25 protein-coding genes are annotated in these 23,437 nt (G+C 60.4%); 16 read left to right on the forward strand and 9 right to left on the reverse strand.

Going from position 1 to position 23,437, the window contains the following annotated elements; translation table 11 throughout:
• Positions 1-48: 48 nt before the first annotated feature.
• Positions 49-1,335: an NAD(P)/FAD-dependent oxidoreductase gene (locus AC1RQ9_RS09990; RefSeq protein WP_485986736.1), complete on the reverse strand. Its 1,287-nt coding sequence runs from the start codon at positions 1,333-1,335 to the stop codon at positions 49-51.
• A gap of 57 nt (positions 1,336-1,392) precedes the next feature.
• Positions 1,393-2,316, reverse strand: coding sequence for an MBL fold metallo-hydrolase (locus tag AC1RQ9_RS09995; protein ID WP_485986737.1), 924 nt, complete (start codon positions 2,314-2,316; stop codon positions 1,393-1,395).
• 90 nt (positions 2,317-2,406) lie between these two features.
• Here AC1RQ9_RS09995 and AC1RQ9_RS10000 point away from each other — a divergent pair, with 90 nt between their 5' ends.
• From AC1RQ9_RS10000 to AC1RQ9_RS10020, 5 genes are all read left to right on the forward strand, one after another.
• Positions 2,407-3,078, forward strand: a complete 672-nt coding sequence (locus AC1RQ9_RS10000; protein WP_193732768.1) for a peroxiredoxin — start codon at positions 2,407-2,409, stop codon at positions 3,076-3,078.
• 6 nt (positions 3,079-3,084) lie between these two features.
• Positions 3,085-3,987 (forward strand): formyltetrahydrofolate deformylase, encoded by a 903-nt coding sequence (gene purU, locus AC1RQ9_RS10005; protein WP_485986738.1) that lies wholly within the window; start codon positions 3,085-3,087, stop codon positions 3,985-3,987.
• Positions 3,984-4,499, forward strand: coding sequence for a manganese-binding transcriptional regulator MntR (gene mntR / locus AC1RQ9_RS10010; RefSeq protein ID WP_256431447.1), 516 nt, complete (start codon positions 3,984-3,986; stop codon positions 4,497-4,499). Before purU ends, mntR begins: the two co-directional genes overlap by 4 nt.
• Positions 4,500-4,532: 33 nt before the next feature.
• Positions 4,533-5,873, forward strand: coding sequence for a DUF763 domain-containing protein (locus AC1RQ9_RS10015; protein ID WP_485986739.1), 1,341 nt, complete (start codon positions 4,533-4,535; stop codon positions 5,871-5,873).
• Between the two features lie 93 nt (positions 5,874-5,966).
• Complete coding sequence (locus tag AC1RQ9_RS10020) at positions 5,967-7,796, forward strand: ABC transporter ATP-binding protein (RefSeq protein WP_485986740.1); 1,830 nt, start codon at positions 5,967-5,969, stop codon at positions 7,794-7,796.
• Between the two features lie 3 nt (positions 7,797-7,799).
• Here the strand turns inward: AC1RQ9_RS10020 and AC1RQ9_RS10025 are convergent, their stop codons facing one another.
• Both AC1RQ9_RS10025 and AC1RQ9_RS10030 read right to left on the reverse strand, forming a co-directional pair.
• Positions 7,800-8,948 carry a retropepsin-like aspartic protease gene (locus AC1RQ9_RS10025; protein WP_485986741.1) on the reverse strand — a complete coding sequence of 383 codons (1,149 nt, stop codon included), beginning with the start codon at positions 8,946-8,948 and terminating at the stop codon, positions 7,800-7,802.
• The gene (locus AC1RQ9_RS10030) at positions 8,914-9,891 is read right to left on the reverse strand and encodes an ion channel (RefSeq protein ID WP_485986742.1); all 978 of its coding nucleotides are present in this window, start codon (positions 9,889-9,891) and stop codon (positions 8,914-8,916) included. The genes AC1RQ9_RS10025 and AC1RQ9_RS10030 overlap by 35 nt, the downstream gene beginning before the upstream one ends.
• A gap of 161 nt (positions 9,892-10,052) precedes the next feature.
• On the opposite strand from AC1RQ9_RS10030, the gene AC1RQ9_RS10035 reads away from it, so the two are divergent.
• Entirely contained in the window at positions 10,053-10,955 is a 903-nt protein-coding gene (locus AC1RQ9_RS10035; RefSeq protein ID WP_485986743.1) for a 3'-5' exonuclease, read from the forward strand.
• A 9-nt stretch (positions 10,956-10,964) separates the two neighbouring features.
• Here AC1RQ9_RS10035 and AC1RQ9_RS10040 read toward each other — a convergent pair whose 3' ends face one another.
• Complete coding sequence (locus AC1RQ9_RS10040) at positions 10,965-11,450, reverse strand: IS5 family transposase (RefSeq protein WP_485986744.1); 486 nt, start codon at positions 11,448-11,450, stop codon at positions 10,965-10,967.
• Positions 11,451-11,600: 150 nt separating this feature from the next.
• On the opposite strand from AC1RQ9_RS10040, the gene AC1RQ9_RS10045 reads away from it, so the two are divergent.
• From AC1RQ9_RS10045 to AC1RQ9_RS10080, 8 genes are all read left to right on the forward strand, one after another.
• Entirely contained in the window at positions 11,601-12,929 is a 1,329-nt protein-coding gene (locus AC1RQ9_RS10045; RefSeq protein ID WP_485986745.1) for a UDP-glucose dehydrogenase family protein, read from the forward strand.
• A 273-nt stretch (positions 12,930-13,202) separates the two neighbouring features.
• Positions 13,203-13,565 (forward strand): hypothetical protein, encoded by a 363-nt coding sequence (locus AC1RQ9_RS10050; RefSeq protein ID WP_485986746.1) that lies wholly within the window; start codon positions 13,203-13,205, stop codon positions 13,563-13,565.
• Positions 13,555-13,749, forward strand: coding sequence for a hypothetical protein (locus AC1RQ9_RS10055; protein ID WP_485986747.1), 195 nt, complete (start codon positions 13,555-13,557; stop codon positions 13,747-13,749). Before AC1RQ9_RS10050 ends, AC1RQ9_RS10055 begins: the two co-directional genes overlap by 11 nt.
• The gene (locus tag AC1RQ9_RS10060) at positions 13,746-14,078 is read left to right on the forward strand and encodes an ATP-binding cassette domain-containing protein (RefSeq protein WP_485986748.1); all 333 of its coding nucleotides are present in this window, start codon (positions 13,746-13,748) and stop codon (positions 14,076-14,078) included. The genes AC1RQ9_RS10055 and AC1RQ9_RS10060 overlap by 4 nt, the downstream gene beginning before the upstream one ends.
• Complete coding sequence (locus AC1RQ9_RS10065; protein WP_485986749.1) at positions 14,075-14,446, forward strand: hypothetical protein; 372 nt, start codon at positions 14,075-14,077, stop codon at positions 14,444-14,446. The genes AC1RQ9_RS10060 and AC1RQ9_RS10065 overlap by 4 nt, the downstream gene beginning before the upstream one ends.
• A gap of 84 nt (positions 14,447-14,530) precedes the next feature.
• Positions 14,531-15,538 carry an NAD-dependent epimerase gene (locus AC1RQ9_RS10070; protein WP_485986751.1) on the forward strand — a complete coding sequence of 336 codons (1,008 nt, stop codon included), beginning with the start codon at positions 14,531-14,533 and terminating at the stop codon, positions 15,536-15,538.
• Positions 15,529-15,864: a hypothetical protein gene (locus AC1RQ9_RS10075; RefSeq protein ID WP_485986752.1), complete on the forward strand. Its 336-nt coding sequence runs from the start codon at positions 15,529-15,531 to the stop codon at positions 15,862-15,864. Before AC1RQ9_RS10070 ends, AC1RQ9_RS10075 begins: the two co-directional genes overlap by 10 nt.
• Positions 15,822-16,202, forward strand: coding sequence for a hypothetical protein (locus AC1RQ9_RS10080; protein ID WP_485986754.1), 381 nt, complete (start codon positions 15,822-15,824; stop codon positions 16,200-16,202). Before AC1RQ9_RS10075 ends, AC1RQ9_RS10080 begins: the two co-directional genes overlap by 43 nt.
• Before the next feature lie 161 nt (positions 16,203-16,363).
• Here the strand turns inward: AC1RQ9_RS10080 and AC1RQ9_RS10085 are convergent, their stop codons facing one another.
• The 4 genes from AC1RQ9_RS10085 to AC1RQ9_RS10100 form a co-directional block, all read right to left on the reverse strand.
• A complete protein-coding gene (locus AC1RQ9_RS10085) occupies positions 16,364-16,624 on the reverse strand; it encodes a hypothetical protein (RefSeq protein ID WP_485986755.1) in 261 nt (86 codons plus the stop codon).
• A gap of 12 nt (positions 16,625-16,636) precedes the next feature.
• A complete protein-coding gene (locus AC1RQ9_RS10090; protein WP_485986756.1) occupies positions 16,637-18,046 on the reverse strand; it encodes an amidohydrolase family protein in 1,410 nt (469 codons plus the stop codon).
• A gap of 85 nt (positions 18,047-18,131) precedes the next feature.
• Positions 18,132-18,461, reverse strand: a complete 330-nt coding sequence (locus AC1RQ9_RS10095; RefSeq protein WP_193732756.1) for a hypothetical protein — start codon at positions 18,459-18,461, stop codon at positions 18,132-18,134.
• A gap of 225 nt (positions 18,462-18,686) precedes the next feature.
• Complete coding sequence (locus AC1RQ9_RS10100) at positions 18,687-18,902, reverse strand: hypothetical protein (RefSeq protein ID WP_193732755.1); 216 nt, start codon at positions 18,900-18,902, stop codon at positions 18,687-18,689.
• Between AC1RQ9_RS10100 and eat the strand changes: the two genes are divergently transcribed.
• Together eat and AC1RQ9_RS10110 are read left to right on the forward strand one after the other, a co-directional pair.
• Positions 18,902-20,296 carry an ethanolamine permease gene (gene eat / locus AC1RQ9_RS10105; protein ID WP_485986758.1) on the forward strand — a complete coding sequence of 465 codons (1,395 nt, stop codon included), beginning with the start codon at positions 18,902-18,904 and terminating at the stop codon, positions 20,294-20,296. The genes AC1RQ9_RS10100 and eat overlap by 1 nt on opposite strands.
• A gap of 572 nt (positions 20,297-20,868) precedes the next feature.
• Entirely contained in the window at positions 20,869-23,295 is a 2,427-nt protein-coding gene (locus AC1RQ9_RS10110) for a TonB-dependent receptor (RefSeq protein WP_193732754.1), read from the forward strand.
• The last annotated feature ends 142 nt before the right edge of the window (positions 23,296-23,437 follow it).

Genomic DNA, 23,437 nt, shown 5'->3' on the forward strand with positions numbered 1-23,437 from the left:
TGAAAAAAGGCGGCACCCAAAAACTTTTGTTGCTTTTTTATCAGTCAATCAGCGCGGCGTGCCGATCTTGTGGGGGGCGACCATGATTTCGCGGCCCTTGAGCATGCCATCCCAATACAGTACCGGCATGACCCATTCCTTCAGCATCCATGCCAGATGCGTGGGCTTGCGGCCATCAAGCAGCCATGTCGGCAGGGTCGGCTCCAGTTTGCCGCCATAACCGAATTCCGCCAGCACGATCTTCCCGCGTTCGACCGTCAGCGGGCATGCGCCGTAACCGTCGTAATCGGCGACGGCGGGCTTGTGGTCCAGCGTAGCCAGAACGTTGACCGCAACCACCGGGGCCTGCACGCGCACGGCGGCCGCCGTCTTGGCGTTGGACGTGCCCGCCACGTCACCCAGTGCGAACACGTTTTCATATTTCGTATGCCGCAGGGTGGCGGGATCAACCGATACCCAGCCGCCTTCACCCGCCAGCGGGCTGTTGCGGATCACATCCGGCGCGCGCTGGGGCGGGACGACATGTAGCATGTCGAATTCCGTCTCGGTCGTGGTCTTGGTGCCGTCCTCGGCCACGTTGGTGAAGGTGGCGACCCGGTTCTTGCCATCCACCTTCGTCAGGTTGGATTTCAGGCACAGGTCGATGTGATAGCGCTGGATGTATTCCATCAGTGCCGGCACGTATTCCTTAACCCCAAACAGGCCCGGCGTGGCGGTGTGGAAGGAGACATTGATATTGTCGGCCAGTCCCCGCCTGCGCCATGCGTCACAGGCCAGGTACATGGCCTTCTGCGGCGCGCCCGCGCATTTGATCGGCATGGGCGGTTGGGTGAACACGGCATTGCCCCGGCCCAGCGTCTGCACCAGCTGCCAGGTGTAGGGGGCAAGGTCATAACGGTAGTTGGAGGTCACGCCATTGCGGCCCAGCGTTTCGCTCAGCCCCTCGATCCCGTCCCAGTCCAGCGTCAGGCCGGTTGCGACCACCAGGATGTCGTAGCGGATGGACGACCCGTTCGACAGGTGCACAAGGTTGGAGTCGGGTTCGAACCCGGTCGCCGCCGCCTGTATCCAGTCCGCACCGGCGGGGATCAGCCGCTTTTCCGAACGCCGCGTCTGGGACTGCTTGAATACGCCACCCCCCACCAGCGTCCAGCCCGGCTGGTAGAAATGCGATCCCGACGGTTCGATGATCGCGACCGTGATACCGCCCCGGCGCTTGAGAATGCTGGCAGCCGTGGACAGGCCGGCCGCCCCGCCGCCTACCACGACGACATCATAGGTCAGCCCGTGCGCGGGGCTGGACAGGTTCGGGGTGGCTGGGTCGGTATCTGTCATGAAGGGTCTCCGTAACTCAGAATGAAAAACCGGCTCTAATCGACTGTAACAGGGATGTCATGAACCGCTGACCGGGATTTTGATATAACTTACACCATTGTCTTCCGGTTCGGGCAGGTGCCCGCCACGCATGTTGACCTGCACCGAAGGCATGATCAGGTTCGGCAGCGACAGCGTGGCATCGCGTGCGGTGCGCATTTTGACGAAAGCATCTTCATCCACGCCGTCATGAACGTGGACGTTGTCGTGCCGTTCCGCGCCGATTGTGGTTTCCCACGCATATTCATCGCGTCCCGGCGCCTTGTAGTCATGACATAGGAAGACGCGGGTTTCCTCAGGCAGCGACAGCAGCCGCCGGATGGAATGATACAGCATACGGGCGTCGCCCCCGGGAAAATCAGCGCGCGCCGTGCCGTAATCGGGCATGAACAGCGTATCACCGATAAAGGCTGCGTCCCCGATCACATACGCCATGTCCGCGGGCGTGTGGCCGGGCACATGCAGGGCGATGGCGGGCAGCGAACCCAGCATGAACTGCGTCCCGTCGCTGAACAGGCGGTCGAACTGCGACCCGTCGCGCGCGAAACGCGTGCCCGCGTTGAACATTTTGCCAAATATGTCCTGGACGCGGATGATGGATTCCCCGATCCCCAGCCTGCCGCCCAGCCGTTCCTGCAGCCAGGGGGCGGCGGAAAGGTGGTCGGCATGGACATGCGTTTCCAGCAGCCATTCCACCTTCAGCTTTTCCGCCGTCACGTAATCCACGATTTCCTGCGCCATGGCGTGATCGGTCTGGCCGGATGCGGGATCATAGTCCATTACGCTGTCCACGATGGCGCAGGCCATGGTGGCGGGGTCATGAACAACATGGGTGGCGGTGAAGGTCGGGTTGTCGAAAAACGTCCTGACAACAGGCACGTGGCCCGTGGCGCGGCATGTTGTGATCTGGCTGGTTACGGCCGCGATGACAGGGTCGGTCATGGAATGTCTTCCATACTTTATGAATTACATAATAAATGTATGTTATAAGATGGCTTGCGTCAAGGCGCGACAGATGCAAAAGGGCAGGGTATGAGCAATGAGGGAAGCATACCCGCAACCGGCGGCATGACCGAACCCCGCCCGTTGCGTATCGGTGACGTGGCGCCGGACTTTCAGGCGCGTACCACGAAAGGTGAGATGCGCCTGTCGGATTTCCGTGGTCGCTGGCTGCTGTTTTTCTCGCATCCGGCGGATTTCACGCCGGTCTGCACCAGCGAATTCATGGCGCTGGCCAAGGCGCAGGACCGTTTCGACGCGCTGGACTGCGCCCTGCTGGGGCTGTCGGTTGACAGCCTGTACGCGCATCTGGCGTGGCTGGAGACGATATACGAACGCTTCGGGGTCGAAATTCCCTTTCCGCTGGTGGAAGACCCTTCCATGGCGGTATGCCGCGCCTATGGCATGCTGGACCAGACCGCGCAGAACAGTGCCACCGTGCGGGCGTGCTACGTGATCGACCCCGATGGCATCATCCGCGCCGTGATATGGTATCCCATGTCCGTTGGCCGCTCGGTCGAGGAACTGCTCCGCCTTGTCGAAGCCCTGCGTCGCAGCGCGGGCAACACCATCATGACACCCGAAGGCTGGGTGCCGGGCGGCGATGTGGTCAGACCCGTGCCTACCACGCAGGCTGGTGTGCGCAAGGCCACGGGCGAATGCTGGTTTTACAACACCGTGCCCGATACGGGCCGCACGCGCTAGCGCGCCATGCCCGGCAATGGGGAAATGATGCCCGACCACAAGAACCGCGACCGCCGTTCCTATATCCTGACGCTGTCATGCCCGAACCGTCCGGGCATTGTCGCCGCGATCAGCCACACGCTGTTCGAACTGGGTGGGGATATCGCGGGCGCCCAGCAGTTTGATGAACGCGAAAGCCGTATCTTCTTCATGCGCGTCGTGTTCAGCGTGCCGGCCGATGGCATCGCGCGCGGGGGGCTGGACGTGGCGCTGGCTCAGGTCGCCGCGCGGTTTGGCATGAAATGGTCGCTGCGTGAAAACCCGTGTCCCACCCGCACCGTCATCATGGTCTCGCGCTTTGACCATTGCCTTGTTGACCTGCTGTACCGCTGGCGCATTGGCGAACTGGCCATCGAACCGGTGGCCATCATCGCCAACCATCCCCGGCAGACCTATGCCCATATCGATCTGGACGGCATCCCGTTCCATTACCTGCCGGTGACCGCCGCCACGCGCGGAGAACAGGAAGCCCGCATTGCGGATATCGTGCGCGAGACGGATGCCGAACTGGTGGTGCTGGCACGGTACATGCAGATCCTGTCCGATGGCATGAGCGAATGGCTCACCGGTCGCTGCATCAACATCCATCATTCCTTCCTGCCCGGCTTCAAGGGGGCGAAGCCCTATCACCAGGCCTTTGCGCGCGGTGTGAAGCTGATCGGGGCCACGGCCCATTTCGTAACGCCCGACCTGGATGAAGGCCCGATCATCGAACAGGATGTCGAACGCATCACCCATGCCGACAGCCCCGATGACCTGATCCGCAAGGGGCGGGATATCGAACGCCGGGTGCTGGCCCGCGCCGTGCGGTACTTTACCGAATGCCGGGTCATTCCCAACGGACACAAGACGATCGTGTTCAACCCATGATGCCAGCGGGCCACGGCGGCGGGGGGCGGCCGCCGCGCGATCCGCGCCCGCAACCCATGCCGGACGCCGACATGCAGTCCGCCGGTTTCCGCCAGGCACGACTGGCGCGCAAGACTGCCCTGATCGAGGATTATGTCGAACTGATCGATGACCTGCTCAATGACGGGCAGGAAGCGCGACAGGTGGATATCGCGGCGCGGCTTGGGGTCTCGCAGCCCACGGTGGCGAAGATGCTGGTGCGGCTGGAGGCGGACGGGCTGGTGACGCGCCGTCCCTATCGCGGCATTTTCCTGACCGATGCCGGGCATGACATGGCGGCGCTGAGCCGCGCGCGGCACCATACGGTTGAACGCTTCCTGTGCGCGCTGGGTATCAGTGAAGCCAATGCGCGTATTGATGCCGAGGGCATGGAGCATTATGTGGGCGCTGAAACGCTGGATGCCTTCCGCCATGCGCTGGATGCGGGCCTTGCCACATTCATGAAAACCGCCCGGAAGCACCGCCACGACTGATTCCCGACGGGGTCAGGCCACAGGGGGAACGTCATGACCAGACGCGCAGGCTCCGCCGACCTGCCGCTGCATACCGGCCGCGTGCCTGCGTGGCTGGGGCAGCGCATGGCGCGCCTTGGCGCGGTCATCACGCAGGCGATCATTCATCATTATGGGCGCGATGAATTCCTGCGCCGCCTTGCCCATCCCTTCTGGTTCCAGTCCTTTGGCGCGGTCATGGGCATGGACTGGCATTCATCAGGCATGACCACCAGCGTGATCGGGGCGCTCAAGCGCGGGCTGGCCCCGTTGCAGGATGAACTGGGCCTGTATGTATGCGGTGGCCGGGGGCGCCATTCCCGCCGTACGCCTGATGAACTGCTGGATGTGGGGCAGGCGACCGGTCTTGACGCCACCCCGCTGGTGGCGACCAGCCGCATGGTGGCCAAGGTGGACAGTGCCGCCGTGCAGGACGGATTCGACCTGTACCTGCATGGTTTCGTGGTGGCGGCGGATGGTCGGTGGTGCGTGGTCCAGCAGGGCATGCATACCGGTCGGCGCATGGCGCGGCGCTATCACTGGCTGTCCGAAGGGCTGGAGAACTTTGTCGAGGCCCCGCACACGGCCATTGATGGCCGCGCCACGAAGTCTGCGATCATGAACCTGACCGACCGGCGGGCCGATGCCTCGCGCCGGGGACAGGTGGGGCTGCTGCATGACATGGGACCTGACAGGCTGACACGCGTGCTCATGCGTATCGAGGGACGGCCACCTCCGCCCGTGCCCGCGCAGGGGGAGTTGCCGCACCTGTCCATGCCCGATCACCATGATGTCCAGCCGCAGGATGTGAACATGCGTCGCCTGCATGGTGCGCTGGCCGCGGCGGCGGAAGCAGGACCACGGGATTTCGCGGGCCTGTTGCGTGTGCCCGGCGTGGGGGCGCGGACCGTGCGCGCGCTGGCGCTGGTGGCGGAGGTCGTGCACGGCGCGCCGTGCCGTTTTTCCGATCCCGCGCGGTTTTCGCTGGCCCATGGCGGCAAGGACCGCCATCCCTATCCCGTGCCTGTGGCGGTATATGACCGCACGTTGTCGGTCATGAAGGCGGCGGTAACGGCGGCGAAGCTGGGGCGGGAGGAACGGCTGGACGCCATCCGCAGGCTGGATACGGCCGCACGCCGTCTGGAGCGGGACGCAACTGGTCCCAGCTTTTCCGCCATCATGGCGGAGGAATACAACCGTTCACACGAATATGGCGGCCGGTCGGTGTTCGGATATGAACCACCGCCGGCCCGGCGGGTTTCAGAAGAAGGGCAGGGCAATCGGGTCATGCGCCATGATGGCCAGCCACAGGACCAGCAGGGACATGATGGTGATGCGTCCCGCCACTCGGGATAGGGGTACGTCTGTCATGCAGTCATGATACCGGGCCGAATACGGCAGAAATACGGACCAACCCGTTCGCCACGCCTGGAGGGCAGCATCACATCCATGACTGTAATCGATCCCCGTCTGCCGCATCCGGCAGACCCCGGTCCCGCGCCCGATATGGCGGGGATGGCCGACCTGCAGCGTTACCGGCATCACCCGCTTGCGTTCATTTTCCATTACGTGCGCCTGCATGTGCGCTGGCATGTCATCATTGTCAGCGCGATTGCGGTGGCGGTCGCATGCAATGTGGGCATGTCCGCCATCATCCGCCACCTGGTCAACGGCATGACGCAGGGCGGGCAGGGGATGGGGGCTGTATGGGTGTCCATCATCCTGTTCTGCGCCACCATCATCTGTGACAACGCGGCATGGCGTGTCGCGGGGTGGATGGCGTCGGGCGTGTTCGTGCGCGTGGGCGGCGATGTGCGCCAGGACCTGTTCCGGTATCTGACCGGCCATGCCGCGACCTATTTCGCGGACCGGCTGTCCGGTGCGCTGGCGGCGCGTGTATCGGCGGCGGCGGGCGCGGTGGTGGCGCTGGAAAACATGGCGGCGTGGAACCTGCTGCCGTCGGTGCTTAACCTTGTGCTGGCCATTGTCACCCTTGGCACCGTCAGTCCGTGGATGGCGCTGGTACTGGTGGGCATGACCCTGCTGCTGGGTCTGGGCATATACAGGCTGGCGGGACGGGGACAGTTCCTGCATCTGTCCTATGCCGCCGAGGCGGCGGAGGTGGACGGCGAAATGCTGGATGTGATGCAGAACCTGCCGCTGGTGCGCGCCTATGGCATGATCGGTTCTGAACATGGCCGCATGCGCAGGCGCATCCAGGTGGAAACGGGCATGCACAGCCGTTCGCTGCGGTACATGGAACAGCTGCGCATGATCCATTCCACTGTTACCGCCTTCATGACCACGGGGCTGCTGGTCTGGGCGGTGGAACTGTGGCGCATGCACCGGGCCACGACCGGGGATGTGGTGATGGTGACGACACTGGGGTTCCTGATCCTGAACTGCACGCGTGACCTTGCCTTTTCCATGGTCGAGGCCATGAAGCATGTCACCCGCCTGTCTGAAACCCTGGGTCACCTGCTGGTGCCGCATGAACGCAGCGGCGTCATGGAATCCAGGACCCTGCCACCCACGGCGTGCCGGGGGCATGTGCGGCTGCGCGATGTCAGCTTTGCCTATCCCGGCAGTCCGCCCGTCCTGTCGCATTTTGACCTGGATATTCCGGCAGGCAGCCGTGTCGGGCTGGTAGGCGTGTCGGGATCGGGCAAAAGCACGGTCCTTGCCCTGCTGCAGCGCCAGCGTTTCGTGCAGGCGGGGGCGGTGGAAATGGATGGCATCAACATTCTGGAACTGGATGAGGCCAGCCTGCGCGCCACCATGGCGGTCGTGCCGCAGGATGTGTACCTGCTGCGCCGTTCGGTAGGGGAAAACATCCGCTATGGCCGCCCCGACGCCACCGATGCGGAAGTCCGCGCGGCGGCGGAGGCTGCACGATGCACCGGCTTTATTGCCGCCATGCCACGCGGCTTTGATACCGTGGTGGGGGAACGGGGCGTGATGCTGTCGGGCGGACAGCGCCAGCGTATTGCCATTGCGCGCGCTTTTCTGCGCAATGCGCCGGTGCTGATTCTGGATGAAGCGACCAGTGCGCTGGATGGTGAAAGCGAGCGCCATGTCCATGCCGCCCTTGAACGACTGATGGTTGGGCGTACCGTGATCGCGGTGGCGCACCGCCTGTCCACGCTGCGGGGATTCGATCGAATTGTGGTGATGGAGAAGGGACGCATTGCCCAGCAGGGCAGCATGGCGGAACTGGAACGCGTGCCTGGTCCCTATCGTGACAGGTTGCTGCCCATGGGCGGCGACCTGCCGGCATAAAGGTCAGTGCGCGGCGGCAGGGGGGACTGGCCTGTCCGTTGGTACCAGCAGGGTGTTATTGCCCGTGGACGGTGGTGGGGTTTCAACCATTCGGGCGATGGCGGTGCGCGTGCTCAGCACGCCATGGGTGGCCTGCCCCCGGTCATCCGGCATGTCCTGCTGTGGCGTCATGAAGACCATGCCCTGTGGAAACGCCATCAGGACCCGCCTGCGACGCAGGAAGTTCATGCCCAGGACGCTGTAGCTGGTCTTTTCCACATTCACGTCCAGGCCCAGGCCCTGCCATGCCCCCAGCGTGACATTATCGAAATGATGCCGCCGCCCATTGAGGATCTTGCCCGCATTGGTACGCACGTGCATGTCCGTATGCAGCATGGCGCTGGTCAGGCCCAGCGCACGCGCATCCCTGCGTGAAAGGGAGGAAATGTCAGCCCCCGGCTCAACCTCCATCCGCACGGGCCGGTCTCCCACCCGTAGGGCCACCCCGGTCATCCGCCCCGTGGAATCGGGCAGCAGCGGCAGCGCCGTGCTGTCTGCCCCCAGCCAGTCACGCATTGGCGGGCACGCCCTGCCCTCGCGTGGCAGGAACAGGACCATGCGCCGGGCCGGGAAATCGAACAGCACGTCATAATTACCCAGCACATCATATCCGATAATCCCCAGCACGGGCCGGTCGTTGATATGGGGCAGGCCGACTCCCTCCAGCAGTGCAGGCACGTTTTCCGCCATGCCGTTGTTTATGCGCATGGTGTTCAGTGTGGTGGTGTAGGTGGTGTCCTCACCTGCGATGGTCTGGACGTTTATGATGGATTCCGGTGGGAAATCATGCGGGGCGGCGGCGTAAACGCCCACCCTGTCCTGCGTCACGCTGATATAGGACAGCCCGTCCATCGTGTTGAAGGTGACGGGAATGATGGGACTGCCGCTATTGGTCAGCAGCGGGGCCGTGATGACATGGGCGATACAGGCGGCGGGCAGGCCGTATGCCAGTTCCGGCGGGGCTTCAGGCGCGGGTGGGGCATGGTCATGGTGGGCGGGACGGGCATGGACGGATCCCGCGCAGGCCATGATGCCCATGGCGCACGCGCCCGCGCGCAGGATGCGCGGCGGATGAAGGTCAGTCAGGCTGGTCAGCCAGGTATTCCGCCACATCGGCTGCTGCGTCCTGCGGCGATTCGGTCTGGTCGAAACGGGTGTAGTCAACGGTGATCCGTCCATCAGGCCCGGCGTTTATGATATCCACGAAGCGATGGTTATAAAGCATACGGTCAAACCCGTAAGCGGAGCGAGCGAATACTGTCTGGCCGGATGCTTCGTCCGTGCCGGTCAGGCTGACTATGATTTCCGCCTCCTGTGCCGACAGGTCTGTTTCGGTCATGTTGTATAGGGGACTGTCCTTATCAATCACATGCGTGGGCGTGCAGGCAAAGCGCAGGACCGGCACATGCGCCTGCTGTAGCGGCAGGGGATCGAATTGCCGCACCACCCGACCCGCAGGCGTGCGGATCAGACGGGCCAGTGCGCATTCCACATCCACCGACAGGATCGGGCTGCGCCTGCAGTTGGCAATGCGGATATCAAGGTGAAGCTGGTTGTTTTCCCACAGGATGAGCGCCTTGTGGCTGAACATTACCCGGGCGCGTGGCCGTGAAAAACGCGCGAAGATCAGCCCCGTCGCCAGGGCGTTGATCATCATGCCGCCCAGTACCTCCACCGTTGCGATCAGATTGGCGGTACGGCTGACGGGGATCATGCCGCCATAGCCGACGGTGGACAGGGTCTGCACGCTGAAAAAGAAGAAATCGGCGAAGCTGTGTGGATGCGTGCCGCTGATTCCGTTGCTGTCCGCCATGTACAGCAGGGCGAACAGCAGGTTGATGCCAACGTAAACCAGCAGGGAGCCGTAGAAGAACGTACTCCACGGCGCGGTCAGGGCGTGGTGATAGAAATCGGACCAGATGCGGTCAACCTGCCCCACGCGTATGATCGTATCATCGCCCCTGTCCTCCAGACGGTGGGGATTCGGGGGCGATGACGGACGGGATGGGGACGGGTCGGGCGGGGTGGGGCGGTCTGGCGTGGCATCCTGTGCCATGGCGTATCCTGTGTGTACGGTCGAACTGCATCAGGATTCAGCCAGCCTGACAAGTTTTGTAATATTCCATGTCCCGCCCCGGAACAACGCCCGTTCTGCTGGACGGGGCGTCCATGCTGTCTGCATACCCATGTGGACATGGCCGCCACAGGAGACCCGTGATGACAGATGACCCGACTTCCGACCCGATGGAACACATGGCCCGGACGCTGGAGGGGACAGGGCGATACCGTGTCCTGCGCCCGCTGGCGCCACGCATGCTGGATCAGTACCCGGAGGGGACGGGCACACGGCTTGGCATGTTCCTTGATCTTGAGACAACCGGGCTGAGTGCCGCGAAGGACGAAATCATCGAATTCGGGATCGTCCCCTTCGTCTATACGCTGGATGGGCGGATATTGGGGTCGCTGGAACCTTTCAGCCGCCTGCGCGAACCCTCCTGTCCCATTCCGGCGCAGATTACCGAACTGACCGGCATTACCCCGGCCATGGTGGCGGGGCAGTCCGTCACCCCGGAAGAAGTGGAACGTTTTGTCGCACCGGCGTCATTAATTATCGCACATAATGCAAATTTTGACCGGAAGTTTGCAGAACGCTTCACACCTGTCTTCACCACCAAGCCATGGGCGTGCTCCATGCGCGATGTGGATTGGGCAGCGGAAGGGTATGAAGGACGCAAGTTGTCCTATCTGGGGATGCAGGCGGGTTTCTGGTTTGATGGCCACCGGGCGGTGGATGACTGCCACGCGGGCATTGCGATCCTGGATCGTGACCTGCCGGTATCGGGGCGTCCGGCGCTGGGCGTCCTGCTGGAAAACGCCCGGCAGATCCGTTGCCGGATCTGGGCCGAGAACGCACCTTATGAATACAAGGACATGCTGCGCCAGCGTGGCTACCGCTGGAATGACGGAACCGATGGAAACCCGCGTGCGTGGTCCATCTCGCTGCCTGAGGAGCAGGTGGAGGCGGAACAGGCTTTCCTGTCAGCCGAGGTCTTTGCCTGCCCCGTTGAACTGCCCGTAACCCGCATCACGCCATGGGATCGTTTTTCCACGCGGTGCTAGGCGCATGCCTTATTCTTTAAGATAGAAGATGAAGCTTGCTGCGATGTGGATTGCAGACATGAATGTATGGGCGCAGCGATCGTATCTGGTTGCAATACATTGCCAGTCTTTCAGCTTTGCGAACATGTTTTCAATCAGATGGCGCTTTTCATACAGATGCCAGTTGTAAGGCGGCTTTGATTTCCGGTTCTTTTTCGGAGGAATACAGGCAGTGATATTGCGTTCTGCACGCGATAACCTGATCCGGTTGCTGTCATGGCCCCTGTCCCCGATGACTTCTTCTGTCCCGTCGGAGAGATCTGCCAGCAGCACGTCTGCGCCCTTGAAGTCACTGACCTGACCTGCTGTCAGATGCAGGCGAACAGGCCGACCCTGACCATCGCACACGGCATGGAGTTTTGAGTTCAGGCCACTTTTTGTCCGCCCGATATGGCGAAAAAAAACCTTTTTTGAGCAGGGACGCCGATGTCCGGTGCGCCTTGAGATGTGTCTCATCGATCATCAGGGTCATGCAGGACCGCACGTTTCGTCTCAAGGCCCGGACCGGTGCCCCGGCCTTTATTGAGTAGAGATTCGGCCTCCAGCGCATAATGGGAATACGATGCCATTTTACGATACAGGTTTTCCGTTACAAGGAAGAGCAGGATGAAAATTGCTATGATCGGGGCCGGTTATGTTGGCCTTGTAACCGGCGCGTGTTTTGCGGATTTCGGGCATGAGGTCCGATGCATCGATACGGACCCACGCAAGATTGAATCCCTGCGCAGCGGCGGCGTGCCGATTTATGAGCCGGGCCTGGCGGAACTGATCGCCAGCAACGTCGCGGCCGACCGTCTCAAGTTCGACCTGGATCTGGGATGGGGCGTGCGCGACGCTGATGTGGTGTTCATTGCCGTGGGCACGCCGTCCCGCCGTGGCGATGGCTATGCGGACCTGAGCTATGTCTATCAGGTGGCGAAGGATATCGCGGCGGAACTGCAGGGCTATACCGTCGTGGTGACAAAATCCACGGTGCCGGTCGGCACCGGTGATGAAGTCGAACGCCTGATCCGCGAAACGCGGCCCGATGCGGATTTCACGGTCGCGTCCAATCCGGAATTCCTGCGCGAAGGGGCTGCCATTGGTGATTTCAAGCGGCCCGACCGCATCGTGATCGGCACGACTGACCCGCGTGCGCGTGAAGTCATGTCGGAAGTCTACCGTCCGCTGTTCCTCAATCAGGCCCCCATCCTGTTTACCGACCGCCGCACGTCCGAACTGACCAAATACGCGGCCAATGCCTTCCTCGCCACCAAGATCACGTTCATCAACGAAATTGCCGATCTATGTGAGGAAGCCGGTGCCAACGTGCAGGATGTCGCGCGTGGCATGGGGCTGGATAACCGCATCGGTTCCAAGTTCCTGCATGCGGGGCCCGGCTTTGGTGGATCGTGTTTCCCCAAGGATGTCAGCGCGCTTATCAAGACCGGCCAGGATTATGGTGTGCCCGGACGCATTATCGAGGCGGTGGCGAATGTCAACGACCAGCGCAAGCGCGCCATGGGCCGCAAGATCATCCAGGCGGCGGGTGGCGATATCCGTGGTAAGACGGTTGCCCTGCTGGGCCTGACCTTCAAGCCCAACACGGATGACATGCGTGACGCACCGTCCATTGCCATCACGCGTGCGCTCAGGGATGCGGGCGCAAACATCCGTGCCTTTGACCCGGTTGGCATGGAACAGGCGCGCAAGGTGATCGATGAAGGCGTCGTGTTCTGCAAGGACCCGTACGAAACCGTAGCCGGTGCGGATGTCATGACGGTGGTGACGGAATGGGATGCTTTCCGTGCACTCGACCTGACCAGGGTGCGTGGCCTGATGAAAAGCGCGATCCTTGTGGACCTGCGTAATGTCTACAATCCCACGGATGTCATCAAGGCAGGCTTCACCTATACGGGTGTCGGCCGTGGCCAGGTGAAAACAAATGCTGCCTGATGCTTCTGGCGCCTGACCCATGGGCGCACCGAGTGGTTGACGGAGAATGACTGACATGAATGGCAGCGTGGAAACACGGCGGGGAATGGCGCGTTCGTCCCCCCATGCCAATCGGGGGAGGTACGCAGGCAGACAACTGGGTCATATCTGCCCTCATGCGCCATTACCGCGTTATTGGCGCGCTGATCCCGCGCACCGCGCAGACGCGTTTCGGGCATACCAGCGTGGGTTTATCTGTGGACGCTGATCGAACCGATCGCCCATGTTGCCGTCATGTCCGTTGTCTATTGGGCCATCAACCGGCAGGCCCCGGTGGGTGGCAATGTTTTCCTGTTTTTCGTAACCTGGGAGCTGCCGTTCTTCCTGTTCCAGAAAACGGCGCTGCATGTTGGCGCGGCACTCCGTTCCAATCAGATGCTCCTGCACTTTCCGCTGATACACGCGCTGGATATCGTAACATCACGGGGACTGCTTGAAGGTGTTATGTGGCTTGCGGTATCCGTGCTGATCCTGGGCGGAATGATTATAGGCGACTATGCCCCCGTGCCCGAGTATCCGATGGAATGCGTTGCTGCCATCATCCTGATCTTCGCGATGGGAATGGGCGTTGGACTGATCAATCCGGGTGCCCGTTGACCTGCGTCGGTGGTTGCTGTGGAACCCGATGCTGCATGGCGTGGCGCGGTTCCGCGCGGGGCATCTGTCTGATTATGATACAATCTACATGAGTTCCCTCTATCTTTCGCAATGGGCCATCGGGTCAGTGGTGGCCGGTCTGTGCCTGCAGCGCATCACGCGCAAACGGATCATATCCGCATGATCGCCGTGTCGGATGTCACCAAATCCTATCGCGGGCAGGCAGCGGACAACCCGGTCCTGTCGCACCTGAACGCGGTGTTTGACGGTAGTGAGGATATCGGGATCCTTGGCAGCAACGGGTCGGGCAAGAGTACGCTCATCCGTCTGCTGGCCGGTATGGATTCCCCCGATAGCGGGGAGATCATCCGCAGCCCCGACATGCGGGTTTCCTATCCGCTGTCCTGTAGCGGTTTCTTCCATCCCCACATGTTCGGGCGTGATAGGCCCCGCGCCAGGCGCTGTTTACTGCGCAAAGCCAGGCCGATGACCTGCGTCGTTCCGGCGGCATGAACAGCCCGGCGCTGGCGTCACTGCAGCAGAAGATCACCACCATCCAGAGCCAGATCAGTGAAATCTGGCAGCGCGTCCGTGGCGGTTCGGCCGATCACGTCGCGACCCCGACCGAAGGGTGGGCTTCGGTCATGGATACCAACACCCTCCTGCTGGACCAGATGCACGAAGCCCGCAATACATTGCGCAAGCTGCGCCAGAACGCCGTCAAGCAGAATGCGTACGTGCTGATCTATGTCTGGCCGGTAAAGGCGGGCGAGGCGACATTCCCCCGTTACCTGTTCTCCCCGCTGACCGTCACGGGCTGCGCGTTCATTGCTTGGGTCATTTCGCTTCTGCTGTTCTACGCGCTGCGTGATTCCCGCTAAAGAGGTGCGTGGACATCGTCGTGTTCCGTCAGGACCCAACAGGGGTGGCTTAGACCCAGCCACCGGAATTTTCTGGAGTATATAATGCGTATTCTTGTTACCGGTACGGCCGGATTCATTGGTTTCCATGTCGCCCAGCGTCTGTTGCGTGATGGCCATGAGGTGACCGGCATAGATGGCATGACCACCTATTACGACGTGACGCTAAAGCAGAAGCGCCATGCAATGCTGCGGGAATTCGAGAAGTTCACCTGCAACGAATTCATGCTTGAAGACGCGCAGGCCATGGAAAATGCCTTTACGGCGTGCCGGCCTGACCTGGTCATCCACCTCGCGGCGCAGGCGGGGGTGCGGTACAGCATTGAAAACCCGGGCACCTATATCAGCGCCAACCTTGTCGGCACCTATAACGTGCTTGAGCAGGTCAAGCAGCATAAGACGCCCCATCTCATGATGGCGTCAACGTCATCCGTCTATGGGGCGAACAAGGAGATCCCCTTCTCCGAATCCCAGCGTTGCGATCATCCGCTCAGCCTGTACGCCGCCACCAAGAAGGCGAACGAGGAACTGGCACATTCCTATTCCTATATCTGGAAGCTGCCGATTACCGCTTTCCGCTTCTTTACGGTGTACGGCCCGTGGGGACGGCCGGACATGGCGCTGTTCAAGTTCACCGCCAATACGCTCGAGGGCAAGCCGATCGATGTTTACAACAACGGCAACATGGAACGCGATTTCACCTATATCGACGATCTGGTGGAAGCGATCTGCCTGCTGTCCAGGAAGCCGCCGCTCAAGGCGGGTGAAAGCGATCCCGGCGCCAGTCCCGTCGCGCCGTACCGGGTGGTCAATATCGGCAACAGCCAGCCGGTCAGCCTGATGGCGTTTATCGAAGCGATTGAAAAGGCGCTGGGCAAGCCGTGTGTGCGCAACTACATGCCCATGCAGCCCGGTGATGTGCCGCGTACCTGGGCTGACTGCTCGGCCCTGCAGGCGCTGACCGGTTTCTGCCCGGCGACCCCCGTACAGACTGGTGTAGATGCCTTCGTGGCGTGGTACAGGGATTACTACAATGTTCCCGCGTGCCCCTGATACACGAGGAGCCAGCGGATACCCTGTCAGGCCATCGGGCATCCAGCCCCGATGGCAATGGCTCGACACAGCCCATGCATCCCGACCGCAGCACGCATGAAATGGCGGAAGCCATGTTCGCGCGGCATGTGCGCCTGCGTACGTTCGCGGAAGGTGTGCGGGAAATGGACAGCCTTGCCGCCCGCTTTCCCGCCCATGAGCGTTTTCATCTCCTGGCCATGCGCCTGCGTGACCGGAGCGAAGGACGCCCGACCGTCCCGAACGCGACCGCCCAGAATATCATATGCTCTACCAGACCCTGCTTTCCGCGCCGGGTATCGTGCTGACTGCCAATTCCCGCTTTACCGCGTGGCGTTACGCCACATGGCTGGGCATTGATGAAGCGTGTGTGCGCGTCATCTATAACGGCGTGCAACCGCTTGCGCATACGCCGCGCGGCGACAGCGCGGTCTTCATGGCGGATTTTGATGTCCAGCTGCCGGCCGCCCACACCATTGGCACGGTCATGCGCCCTGCTGGCGGAGCCGTTCCGGGCGGAACTGGCGCGGCAGATGCATGGTGCATCCGTGCCGACGCCCCTTGCCTCCATGCGTCCGGAAGTGCTGGCTGGCTGCGTAATGGGACTGGCGGGTGCCGCAGACGGTGGCAACCAGTGGCCACGTGACTGTGGCGCATCGAAATAATACCGGGCCAGACGATATGTCCTGCAAATCATAAAAAAGCTTCAGAAGGATGCCGCCTTTTTGAAAAAGACGGCATCCAAAAACTTTTTATTTATCAATGGTTTTCCCAAGCTGTTTCTACCGCATGTTGCCAGCTTCTGGTTCAGGGGACGCCCATGAACTCGTCACCCAGATAATTTGGTGGGCCGCCGTTCAATCCCTCCGCCTCGAAACCGTCATCATACGGCCCGGAATAGAACCCCATGCCGTAATTATGTTCGTTCCAGTCATTATTGGCGATCATCGGCCCATCAGGCCCCGATAACTGTGGGCCGCTCGGCCCGGCACAGGCGGTAAGGGCTGCTGCAATCCCGATCAGGGGAAGCAGTTTACGAAGGGGATTGGACGTATTTTTTCCGGTCATATCGACTTTCTGTCACTTGGGCCGGGCTGTCGGCCTGTCCTGTCCTGCCAACGGGCCGGGCACCTGACGCCCACGGTGCCAGACCTGCTGGATATGATCCAGTGCCGACGGGTCCTGATCCGGGTTGCCTGACACCACCAGCAGGTCCGCCAGTTGTCCCGATGCGATCGTGCCCCGGTCCGTAAGCTGCATGAGATGGGCGGCATCCCCCGTCGCCAGCGTAATGGCCTGTAGCGGGGTCAGGCCCGCCATGACCGACAGCCGGAATTCCCGGTGTTCGGCAAATCCGGGAATACGGGTTGGCGTCGCCCCCGAATCCGTGCCGAAACCGATGGAAATGCCCGCACGGTACAGGGTCAGCAGATTGCGCATGTTCATCGCCAGCGCCTTGCGTGCTGCTGCAGTCAGGGGGGCTGTCAGAACCTTCTCCCGCCATGCCGGGTCAGCGAACTGCTGACGCAGGGCCGCAGACAGCCCGTATGACAGGAACGGGTCATCCAGCCATTCGGGGTGTTCGGCAAAGATATAGTTCGCTTCGTCAAGGTCCAGCGTCGCGATATAGCCCGTGCCCTGCTGTGTCATGGCGTGGATTAGGGTCGCGTCAACCGGTTTGTCCCGCACGCCGTGGGCCAGGATATCCACACCCGCGGCCACCAGCGCGCGGGCATCGGACAGATCATGGATATGGGCGGCCACGCGCTTGCCGCGCAGGTGGGCCTGCGTAATGGCGGCGCGGTATATTTCGGGTCGCATCTTGGGCATGCCGTGCGCGCCGGGCACGCCGTTGCGGAAATCATCGACCCACAGCTTGATCAGGTCCGTGCCTTCATCCGCCATCTTGTTGACGGCGGCGCGGGCTTCATCGGGCGTGGTGGGCCGAAAAACCTGATCTGCGCCAAGATGGAACATGTTCTGCGGTGGCACGCCGTCGGGTGCGCCAATGCCCTGGTCCACGCCAAACAGGTCCGCGCCGGGGTTGAGCGCTGCATGCTGTTCGCGCCGCAGGTCATCAAACAGGGGTGAACGGTTCAGCCCCAGGGCTACAATGGTCAGCACGCCATAATGTTCGTACTGCGACAGTTCGGACAGGATATTGGCGCGGGTGTAATTGACTTCCCCATTCTGCGTGCCGCTGACCTGTCCCACATGGCTGTGGTCGGAAATCAGTCCCGGCAGCACGGTCTGGCCCGACAGGTCAATGGTGCGTGCGTGTGCTGCCGGCGGCAGGTGGTGGCCGGTTGCCGCGATATGCCCGTCGCGGATCAGGATATCCGTATCCGGCTGCGGCGCGCTGCCCGTGCCATCAATAACGGTGGCATGGCGCAGCAGCACCGGCCTGTCCGGCCGGGCATGGGCCATGCCGTGAACCAGCAGAAGCCCCGTCATGAAGGTCAGCAGGGCAGGGCGGCGGTAACGGGACATGGCGGGATCTCCATCCGGCAGGGTGGAGCAGTGTGGAACGCGTGCGGACCCGCGTCCATTCACATCTGGGCGGGCCGCGTTGCGCCTAGCGCGGCAGGCGTGTCGCCCCACCTTCGATCAGGTCGGCGAAGGCGTCAGCCACGTCACCGCTTTCGGGAAAGCAGACAAGGACATCATCACTTTCCGCCTTGGCTTCGCGGGCAGGCGTGATCACGCTGTCCCAATCGCCCGATAGTGAGGCCACGGTGCCGATTTCCGGCTCCACGAACTGCCATGACCCGCCCTTGACCGTTGACCCCATGACGGTTGTCAGCAGGAATATGCATGCCTGCGGGGGCAGGGGCGAAGGTACGCGCCGGAACTGGTAGATCGTGCCGGATTTTCCAAATAGTGTGAAAGAAGTCCACGGTTCCATAGGCCTGTTCCCTCCTTGGGTGATGGTTGCACTATGCCATGTTTCATGGTGCCGGGGGGATAGTGGCGTGTCGCCCATCAGCCATGCGGGCCATATTGTGTCGGGTATTGTGCCGGGGGCGCAATGGCTGTCTGGTTTCTCCGGCGTATGAAGGGACCGTCGCCTGCATTCCATGATGCGGTCCATGTGATGGCCCGGTCGGCAGGTCGTCGGCGAATTTCCTGATCATGCATGGGTGATGTGGCATGCGTGGGCGAAGGATGAATGCAGCGTGGAATAAAGACGTTTTTCGCGGTCAAAAGAATGTTTCACCGGGTCAAGAATGTTGTCGGCGCAGCGGTCTATCGTGGTGATGGAAGCCAGTCCGGACTTCGTGTTAAGCGGGAGGCAGTCACCATGCGTGTTTCCTGTATAGACCATCATAAATTCTGTTGTGGACAATGACCCGACCCTCCGTGACTTCTACCACTCCCCTTACGCCACTGCATGACGCACACACCCCCGCGCCTGCGCTCCAGCGCCGGTTCGGGGTCTTTCACCTGTGGGGCATTGCCGTGGGCCTGGTGATTTCAGGGGAGTATTTCGGGTGGAGTTATGGCTGGGCTGCGGCAGGCACGCTGGGCTTTCTTGTCACCACATTCATGGTTGCGCTGATGTATGCGGCGCTGATTTTTTCCTATACCGAACTGACCACGTCCATACCGAAGGCGGGTGGACCGTTTGCCTATGTGCTGGCGGCGTTCGGACCTGTACCGGCGTTCCTGACGGGCTTTGCCTCGATCATGGAATTCGTGTTTGCGCCTCCGGCCATCGCGTTGGCGATCGGGGCCTACCTGCATGTGCAATATCCCCATGTCAGTGCATCGACGGCCGCGACGGGGGCCTATGTGGTGTTCATGGCGCTCAATATATTCGGGGTGAATATTGCGGCCACATTCGAACTGGTCATTACCATCGCCGCTATTGTTGAACTTCTTGTCTTCATGGTTGTGGTGATGCCGGGTTTTTCATGGGCGAATTTCGTCCATGATGGCTGGGCCGGGTCTGATGTGTTCAGCCTGCATGCCGTTGGCGGCATCCTGGCGGCGGTTCCCTTTGCCATATGGTTTTTCCTTGCGATTGAAGGCGTGGCCATGACAGCGGAAGAAGCGCACACCCCGCACCGGACCATTCCCGTGGCCTATATTGCCGGAATCATTACCCTGATGGTTCTGGCGTTCGGTGTCATGATCCTTGCGGGGGGCGTGGGCGACTGGAAAGCCCTGGCCAACCTGAATGACCCGCTACCACAGGCCATGCTGACGGTAGTCGGTCCCCGCAGTGGTTATGTCCATATGCTGGTATGGCTCGGGCTGTTCGGTCTTGTGGCGTCTTTCCACGGGATCATCATGGGATATTCGCGCCAGATCTATGCCATGGCGCGGGAAGGTTACCTGCCTGCGGTGCTGGGGCGGCTTCACCCCCGGTTCGGAACGCCGTGGGCCGCAACGCTGGCGGGCGGGGTCGTGGGGATGCTGGCCATTTACGGTGACCGGTATATCACCATCGGCGGGCAACCGCTGACCGCCAATATCGTTACCATATCGGTATTTGGTGCGCTGACCATGTACCTGTTTGCCATGGCCAGCCTGTTCCAGCTGCGCCGTCACCAGCCAGGTCGGGTGCGACCCTGGTCCGTGCCCGGTTATCCTGTCGTGCCGGGATTTGCCTTTATTGCCGCATTGTGCGCGCTGGTGGGCATGGCTGTCAGCCATCTGGCCATTTTCGGGATTTATGTCGTGTTCATGGCCGCGGGCCTTACGGTTTATCTGCTCAGCCGCAGATCCGGCGCATGACGGGATTATCCTGACCGGCAAGCGCTGTGTCAGGGGACTGGTGTGTGGCCGTTTGAATATGACTGTATTGTTTTCCATAACCCGTCATGACCCGGCGAACAGGCCTGGTGACGGAACAGACATATTATAAAACATATGTCTGTTCCGGTTAAAAAATAATAAGATATACGCCTGCATTGATGAAATAATATTTCTGCATTCCATTATGGAATTCCGCGTCGGCGACATCTCCATGCACAGATGTCAACAATATGTTTCATCAGGTCAATTCAGAACATCATATAAGTTATTATATTGTAACGAAGATGATGTATTCTTTCATATGCATTGATGGAAAGTCATTGGGGAGATGGAACGCAGATGCGGATGAACCGGGCGTGGGACAGAAAAGTATCATCCCGGAATTTTCCGGTTTCTGATTTCCTGTCTGCTTCGGTTTGTTCTTTCTGTTCTGGAAATTGTAAAATAAACAAATCCCCAGATTAAATTTAAAATTCAATAAAACAGACCAGACAAAACAATAATTCCTGTTTCCGGGCATGTGCTTTTATGAAGCGTCAATGGAGAATGATATGAGACACCGTGCTGATGTTTTATTGAAAACGTTTGCCGCAGTTCTGTTTGTTTCCAGTTCCAATGTTGCACTTTCCGCCACTGTCGCGCCGAAGGTGAAACCGGATGGAAAGATCACGTCTGTCAGTCGGCACGGTGTTGCATCCAGGCCTGTTTCCCGGCCGGTGGCCGCATTGAAACCGGAGACGCTGGGTGTGGTCGGCCATCGCCATCGCGCAGTCGGTGTCAAGGAAGTGGTTTCCGCCCAGATGATCAAGGAGGAAGTTCCCGGCACGAATGCCCTCAAGGTACTGGGTAAAATGCCGGGCATCCTGTTCCAGTCAGCCGACGGGCAGGGACTGGATATCTGGTCGCAGTCCCTGTACATGCACGGCTTCCTGCTTAATCAGGTCGGGGTGACGCTGGATGGTATTCCGCTGGGGGACCAGCAGTATCATGCCCTCAACGGCCTGAACGTCATGAATGCGCTGGCGTCGGAAAATATCGGCCATATGGATGTATCCATGAGCGCGGGCGCCGAATCCGTTGCCTCCACATCCAACCTTGGCGGTTCGATCGAATATTTTTCAGCTGACCCCAAGCACAAGATGGGCGGTCAGGTGAACCAGACATTCGGTTCCAATTCCACCATGCACAGCTTTTTTCGCTTTGATTCCGGCGACATGAACCGGACAGGCACCCGCATGTTCGTGTCCTACATGCGCAATAACGCGGAAAAATGGAAAGGCGGCGGCAACCAGTTCATGCAGCAGGTCAATGCCAAGCTGGTGCAGCCGATCGGTGAGGAAAGCCAGATTTCCGCCCTATTCGACTGGGGTGATCTGGATCAGTACCAGTATCAGGATCTGTCCTTTGACATGCTGCATAACGGCGGGGGCGGGATCGACAACTTTATCGGCACGCCGAATGCCTATGCAAAAGCCTACCGTCTGGCGCTTGCGGCGAACAACAAGCCCGGTGGGGCGCTGCCCGCAGGCTATGGCAAGATGTCGGATCCGTATGATGCCTCTTACTATGACGGCGGCACGGTGGAGCGCGATTATCTCGGCGGCCTGAACATGGATTTCGCGCTGACGCACCGCCTGCACTGGAAAACCGTCCTGTATGCACAGGGACAGTACGGCCGTGGCACATGGGCCAGCCCCTATCCATGGTACAGCAGCGGGCTGATGCCCAATGGCGCCCCGCTATTTGACCAGATTACCAGTGTTCATGCCCAGCGCGGCGGTTTTACATCCGCCCTGCATTACAATATCGCGCATAACGATATCAGCGCGGGCGTGTGGTACGAACATTATCATGTGGATGAAGTGCGCAACGCCTATTATGAACCGGTGCTGGGGCAGGGGTCCCCGATCAATTCCATGGGCAAGCTGCCTTCCCCCATGGCCAATCTGTGGGGTGATACCTTCAATTCAAACAGCTTTACGGCCTTCGTGCAAGATACGTATCATGTCCGCCCCAACCTGAACGTACATTTCGGTTTCAAGTCGTTGCTGCAGACGGTTGATGGCCGCGAAACCGGCAATCTGTCCGCCTATACCGGCACGGACGCCATTGCCAGCGGCAGCGTGACGACAGCCAAGGCGTTCCTGCCACATATCAGCGCGGACTGGCATTTCCTGAAGCATCATGAACTGTTTTTTGATGTTGCTGAAAACGTGAAATCCTACCCCATCGCGGGTTACAAGATGGGCGCATCGCCTTTCGCCATGACCCAGTCCGCCTATAACAGCATGCAGTCGCAGGGCGGGCTGAAGCCGGAAACCAACTGGAACTATGCGGTGGGTTACCGCTACATGGCCCGGATGCTGATGGCGTCGCTGTATGCCTACCACACCAATTTCCGCAATCGTCTGCAGCAGGTGACAAGCGGACCGATCACCAACCCGTATTCCGCCGTGATGAACGTTGGTGGCGTGACGATGAACGGTGTGGATGCCGGTCTGACCGTGATGCCGGTCAAGGGACTGTCCATTTACAATTCCATCAGCTGGAACCATGCAACTTATGATCAGGATGTGACTTCTGGCGGCGTGCGTTACGGCACCCACGGGCAGCAGATCGTCAATTATCCCCGGTTCATGTACAAGGCCAGCCTGACATATGCCTGGCATGGCGCAAGCGCCCATATCGATACGCAGTATATCGGGGAACGTAACTTCAGCTATATTGGTGATACCCATGTGCCGGGTTACTGGGTCACATCACTGGGCGCACGGTACAATTTCTCCGAACTCGCCCACAGAAGTGACCGGTTCAGGTATCTCAATCATCTGACCCTCAGCTTCAACGTGTATAACCTGACCAATACACAGTATATTTCCACCATGGGTGAAAACGGCAACCCGATGAGTGGTGATGACCAGTCCTTCCTGATTGGCGCGCCGCGACAGTATTTCGGGTCGGTCGCCATAGAATTCTAGACAATGAACGGGCGCCCTGTGCAGGGCGCCCGTTTGTTTATGAAACGGTGGCCTGTATTTTTTTGAAAACATTAAAAGTTTTTGGGCGCTGCCTTTTTTCAAAAAGACAGCGTTTCCTGAAGCTTTCTGAAAAAAGCTTCAT

It is taken from the genome of Komagataeibacter ossonobensis, assembly GCF_057359305.1.

What these genes read in the sequence shown, in the direction of transcription:
- AC1RQ9_RS09990 (WP_485986736.1), bottom strand. Translation starts at nt 1,335, where the DNA reads ATGACAGATACCGACCCAGCCACCCCGAACCTGTCCAGCCCCGCGCAC.
- AC1RQ9_RS09995 (WP_485986737.1), bottom strand. Translation starts at nt 2,316, where the DNA reads ATGACCGACCCTGTCATCGCGGCCGTAACCAGCCAGATCACAACATGC.
- AC1RQ9_RS10000 (WP_193732768.1), top strand. Translation starts at nt 2,407, where the DNA reads ATGAGCAATGAGGGAAGCATACCCGCAACCGGCGGCATGACCGAACCC.
- purU (WP_485986738.1), top strand. Translation starts at nt 3,085, where the DNA reads ATGCCCGGCAATGGGGAAATGATGCCCGACCACAAGAACCGCGACCGC.
- mntR (WP_256431447.1), top strand. Translation starts at nt 3,984, where the DNA reads ATGATGCCAGCGGGCCACGGCGGCGGGGGGCGGCCGCCGCGCGATCCG.
- AC1RQ9_RS10015 (WP_485986739.1), top strand. Translation starts at nt 4,533, where the DNA reads ATGACCAGACGCGCAGGCTCCGCCGACCTGCCGCTGCATACCGGCCGC.
- AC1RQ9_RS10020 (WP_485986740.1), top strand. Translation starts at nt 5,967, where the DNA reads ATGACTGTAATCGATCCCCGTCTGCCGCATCCGGCAGACCCCGGTCCC.
- AC1RQ9_RS10025 (WP_485986741.1), bottom strand. Translation starts at nt 8,948, where the DNA reads ATGTGGCGGAATACCTGGCTGACCAGCCTGACTGACCTTCATCCGCCG.
- AC1RQ9_RS10030 (WP_485986742.1), bottom strand. Translation starts at nt 9,891, where the DNA reads ATGGCACAGGATGCCACGCCAGACCGCCCCACCCCGCCCGACCCGTCC.
- AC1RQ9_RS10035 (WP_485986743.1), top strand. Translation starts at nt 10,053, where the DNA reads ATGACAGATGACCCGACTTCCGACCCGATGGAACACATGGCCCGGACG.
- AC1RQ9_RS10040 (WP_485986744.1), bottom strand. Translation starts at nt 11,450, where the DNA reads ATGAGACACATCTCAAGGCGCACCGGACATCGGCGTCCCTGCTCAAAA.
- AC1RQ9_RS10045 (WP_485986745.1), top strand. Translation starts at nt 11,601, where the DNA reads ATGAAAATTGCTATGATCGGGGCCGGTTATGTTGGCCTTGTAACCGGC.
- AC1RQ9_RS10050 (WP_485986746.1), top strand. Translation starts at nt 13,203, where the DNA reads ATGTCCGTTGTCTATTGGGCCATCAACCGGCAGGCCCCGGTGGGTGGC.
- AC1RQ9_RS10060 (WP_485986748.1), top strand. Translation starts at nt 13,746, where the DNA reads ATGATCGCCGTGTCGGATGTCACCAAATCCTATCGCGGGCAGGCAGCG.
- AC1RQ9_RS10065 (WP_485986749.1), top strand. Translation starts at nt 14,075, where the DNA reads ATGAACAGCCCGGCGCTGGCGTCACTGCAGCAGAAGATCACCACCATC.
- AC1RQ9_RS10070 (WP_485986751.1), top strand. Translation starts at nt 14,531, where the DNA reads ATGCGTATTCTTGTTACCGGTACGGCCGGATTCATTGGTTTCCATGTC.
- AC1RQ9_RS10080 (WP_485986754.1), top strand. Translation starts at nt 15,822, where the DNA reads ATGCTCTACCAGACCCTGCTTTCCGCGCCGGGTATCGTGCTGACTGCC.
- AC1RQ9_RS10085 (WP_485986755.1), bottom strand. Translation starts at nt 16,624, where the DNA reads ATGACCGGAAAAAATACGTCCAATCCCCTTCGTAAACTGCTTCCCCTG.
- AC1RQ9_RS10090 (WP_485986756.1), bottom strand. Translation starts at nt 18,046, where the DNA reads ATGTCCCGTTACCGCCGCCCTGCCCTGCTGACCTTCATGACGGGGCTT.
- AC1RQ9_RS10095 (WP_193732756.1), bottom strand. Translation starts at nt 18,461, where the DNA reads ATGGAACCGTGGACTTCTTTCACACTATTTGGAAAATCCGGCACGATC.
- eat (WP_485986758.1), top strand. Translation starts at nt 18,902, where the DNA reads ATGACCCGACCCTCCGTGACTTCTACCACTCCCCTTACGCCACTGCAT.
- AC1RQ9_RS10110 (WP_193732754.1), top strand. Translation starts at nt 20,869, where the DNA reads ATGAGACACCGTGCTGATGTTTTATTGAAAACGTTTGCCGCAGTTCTG.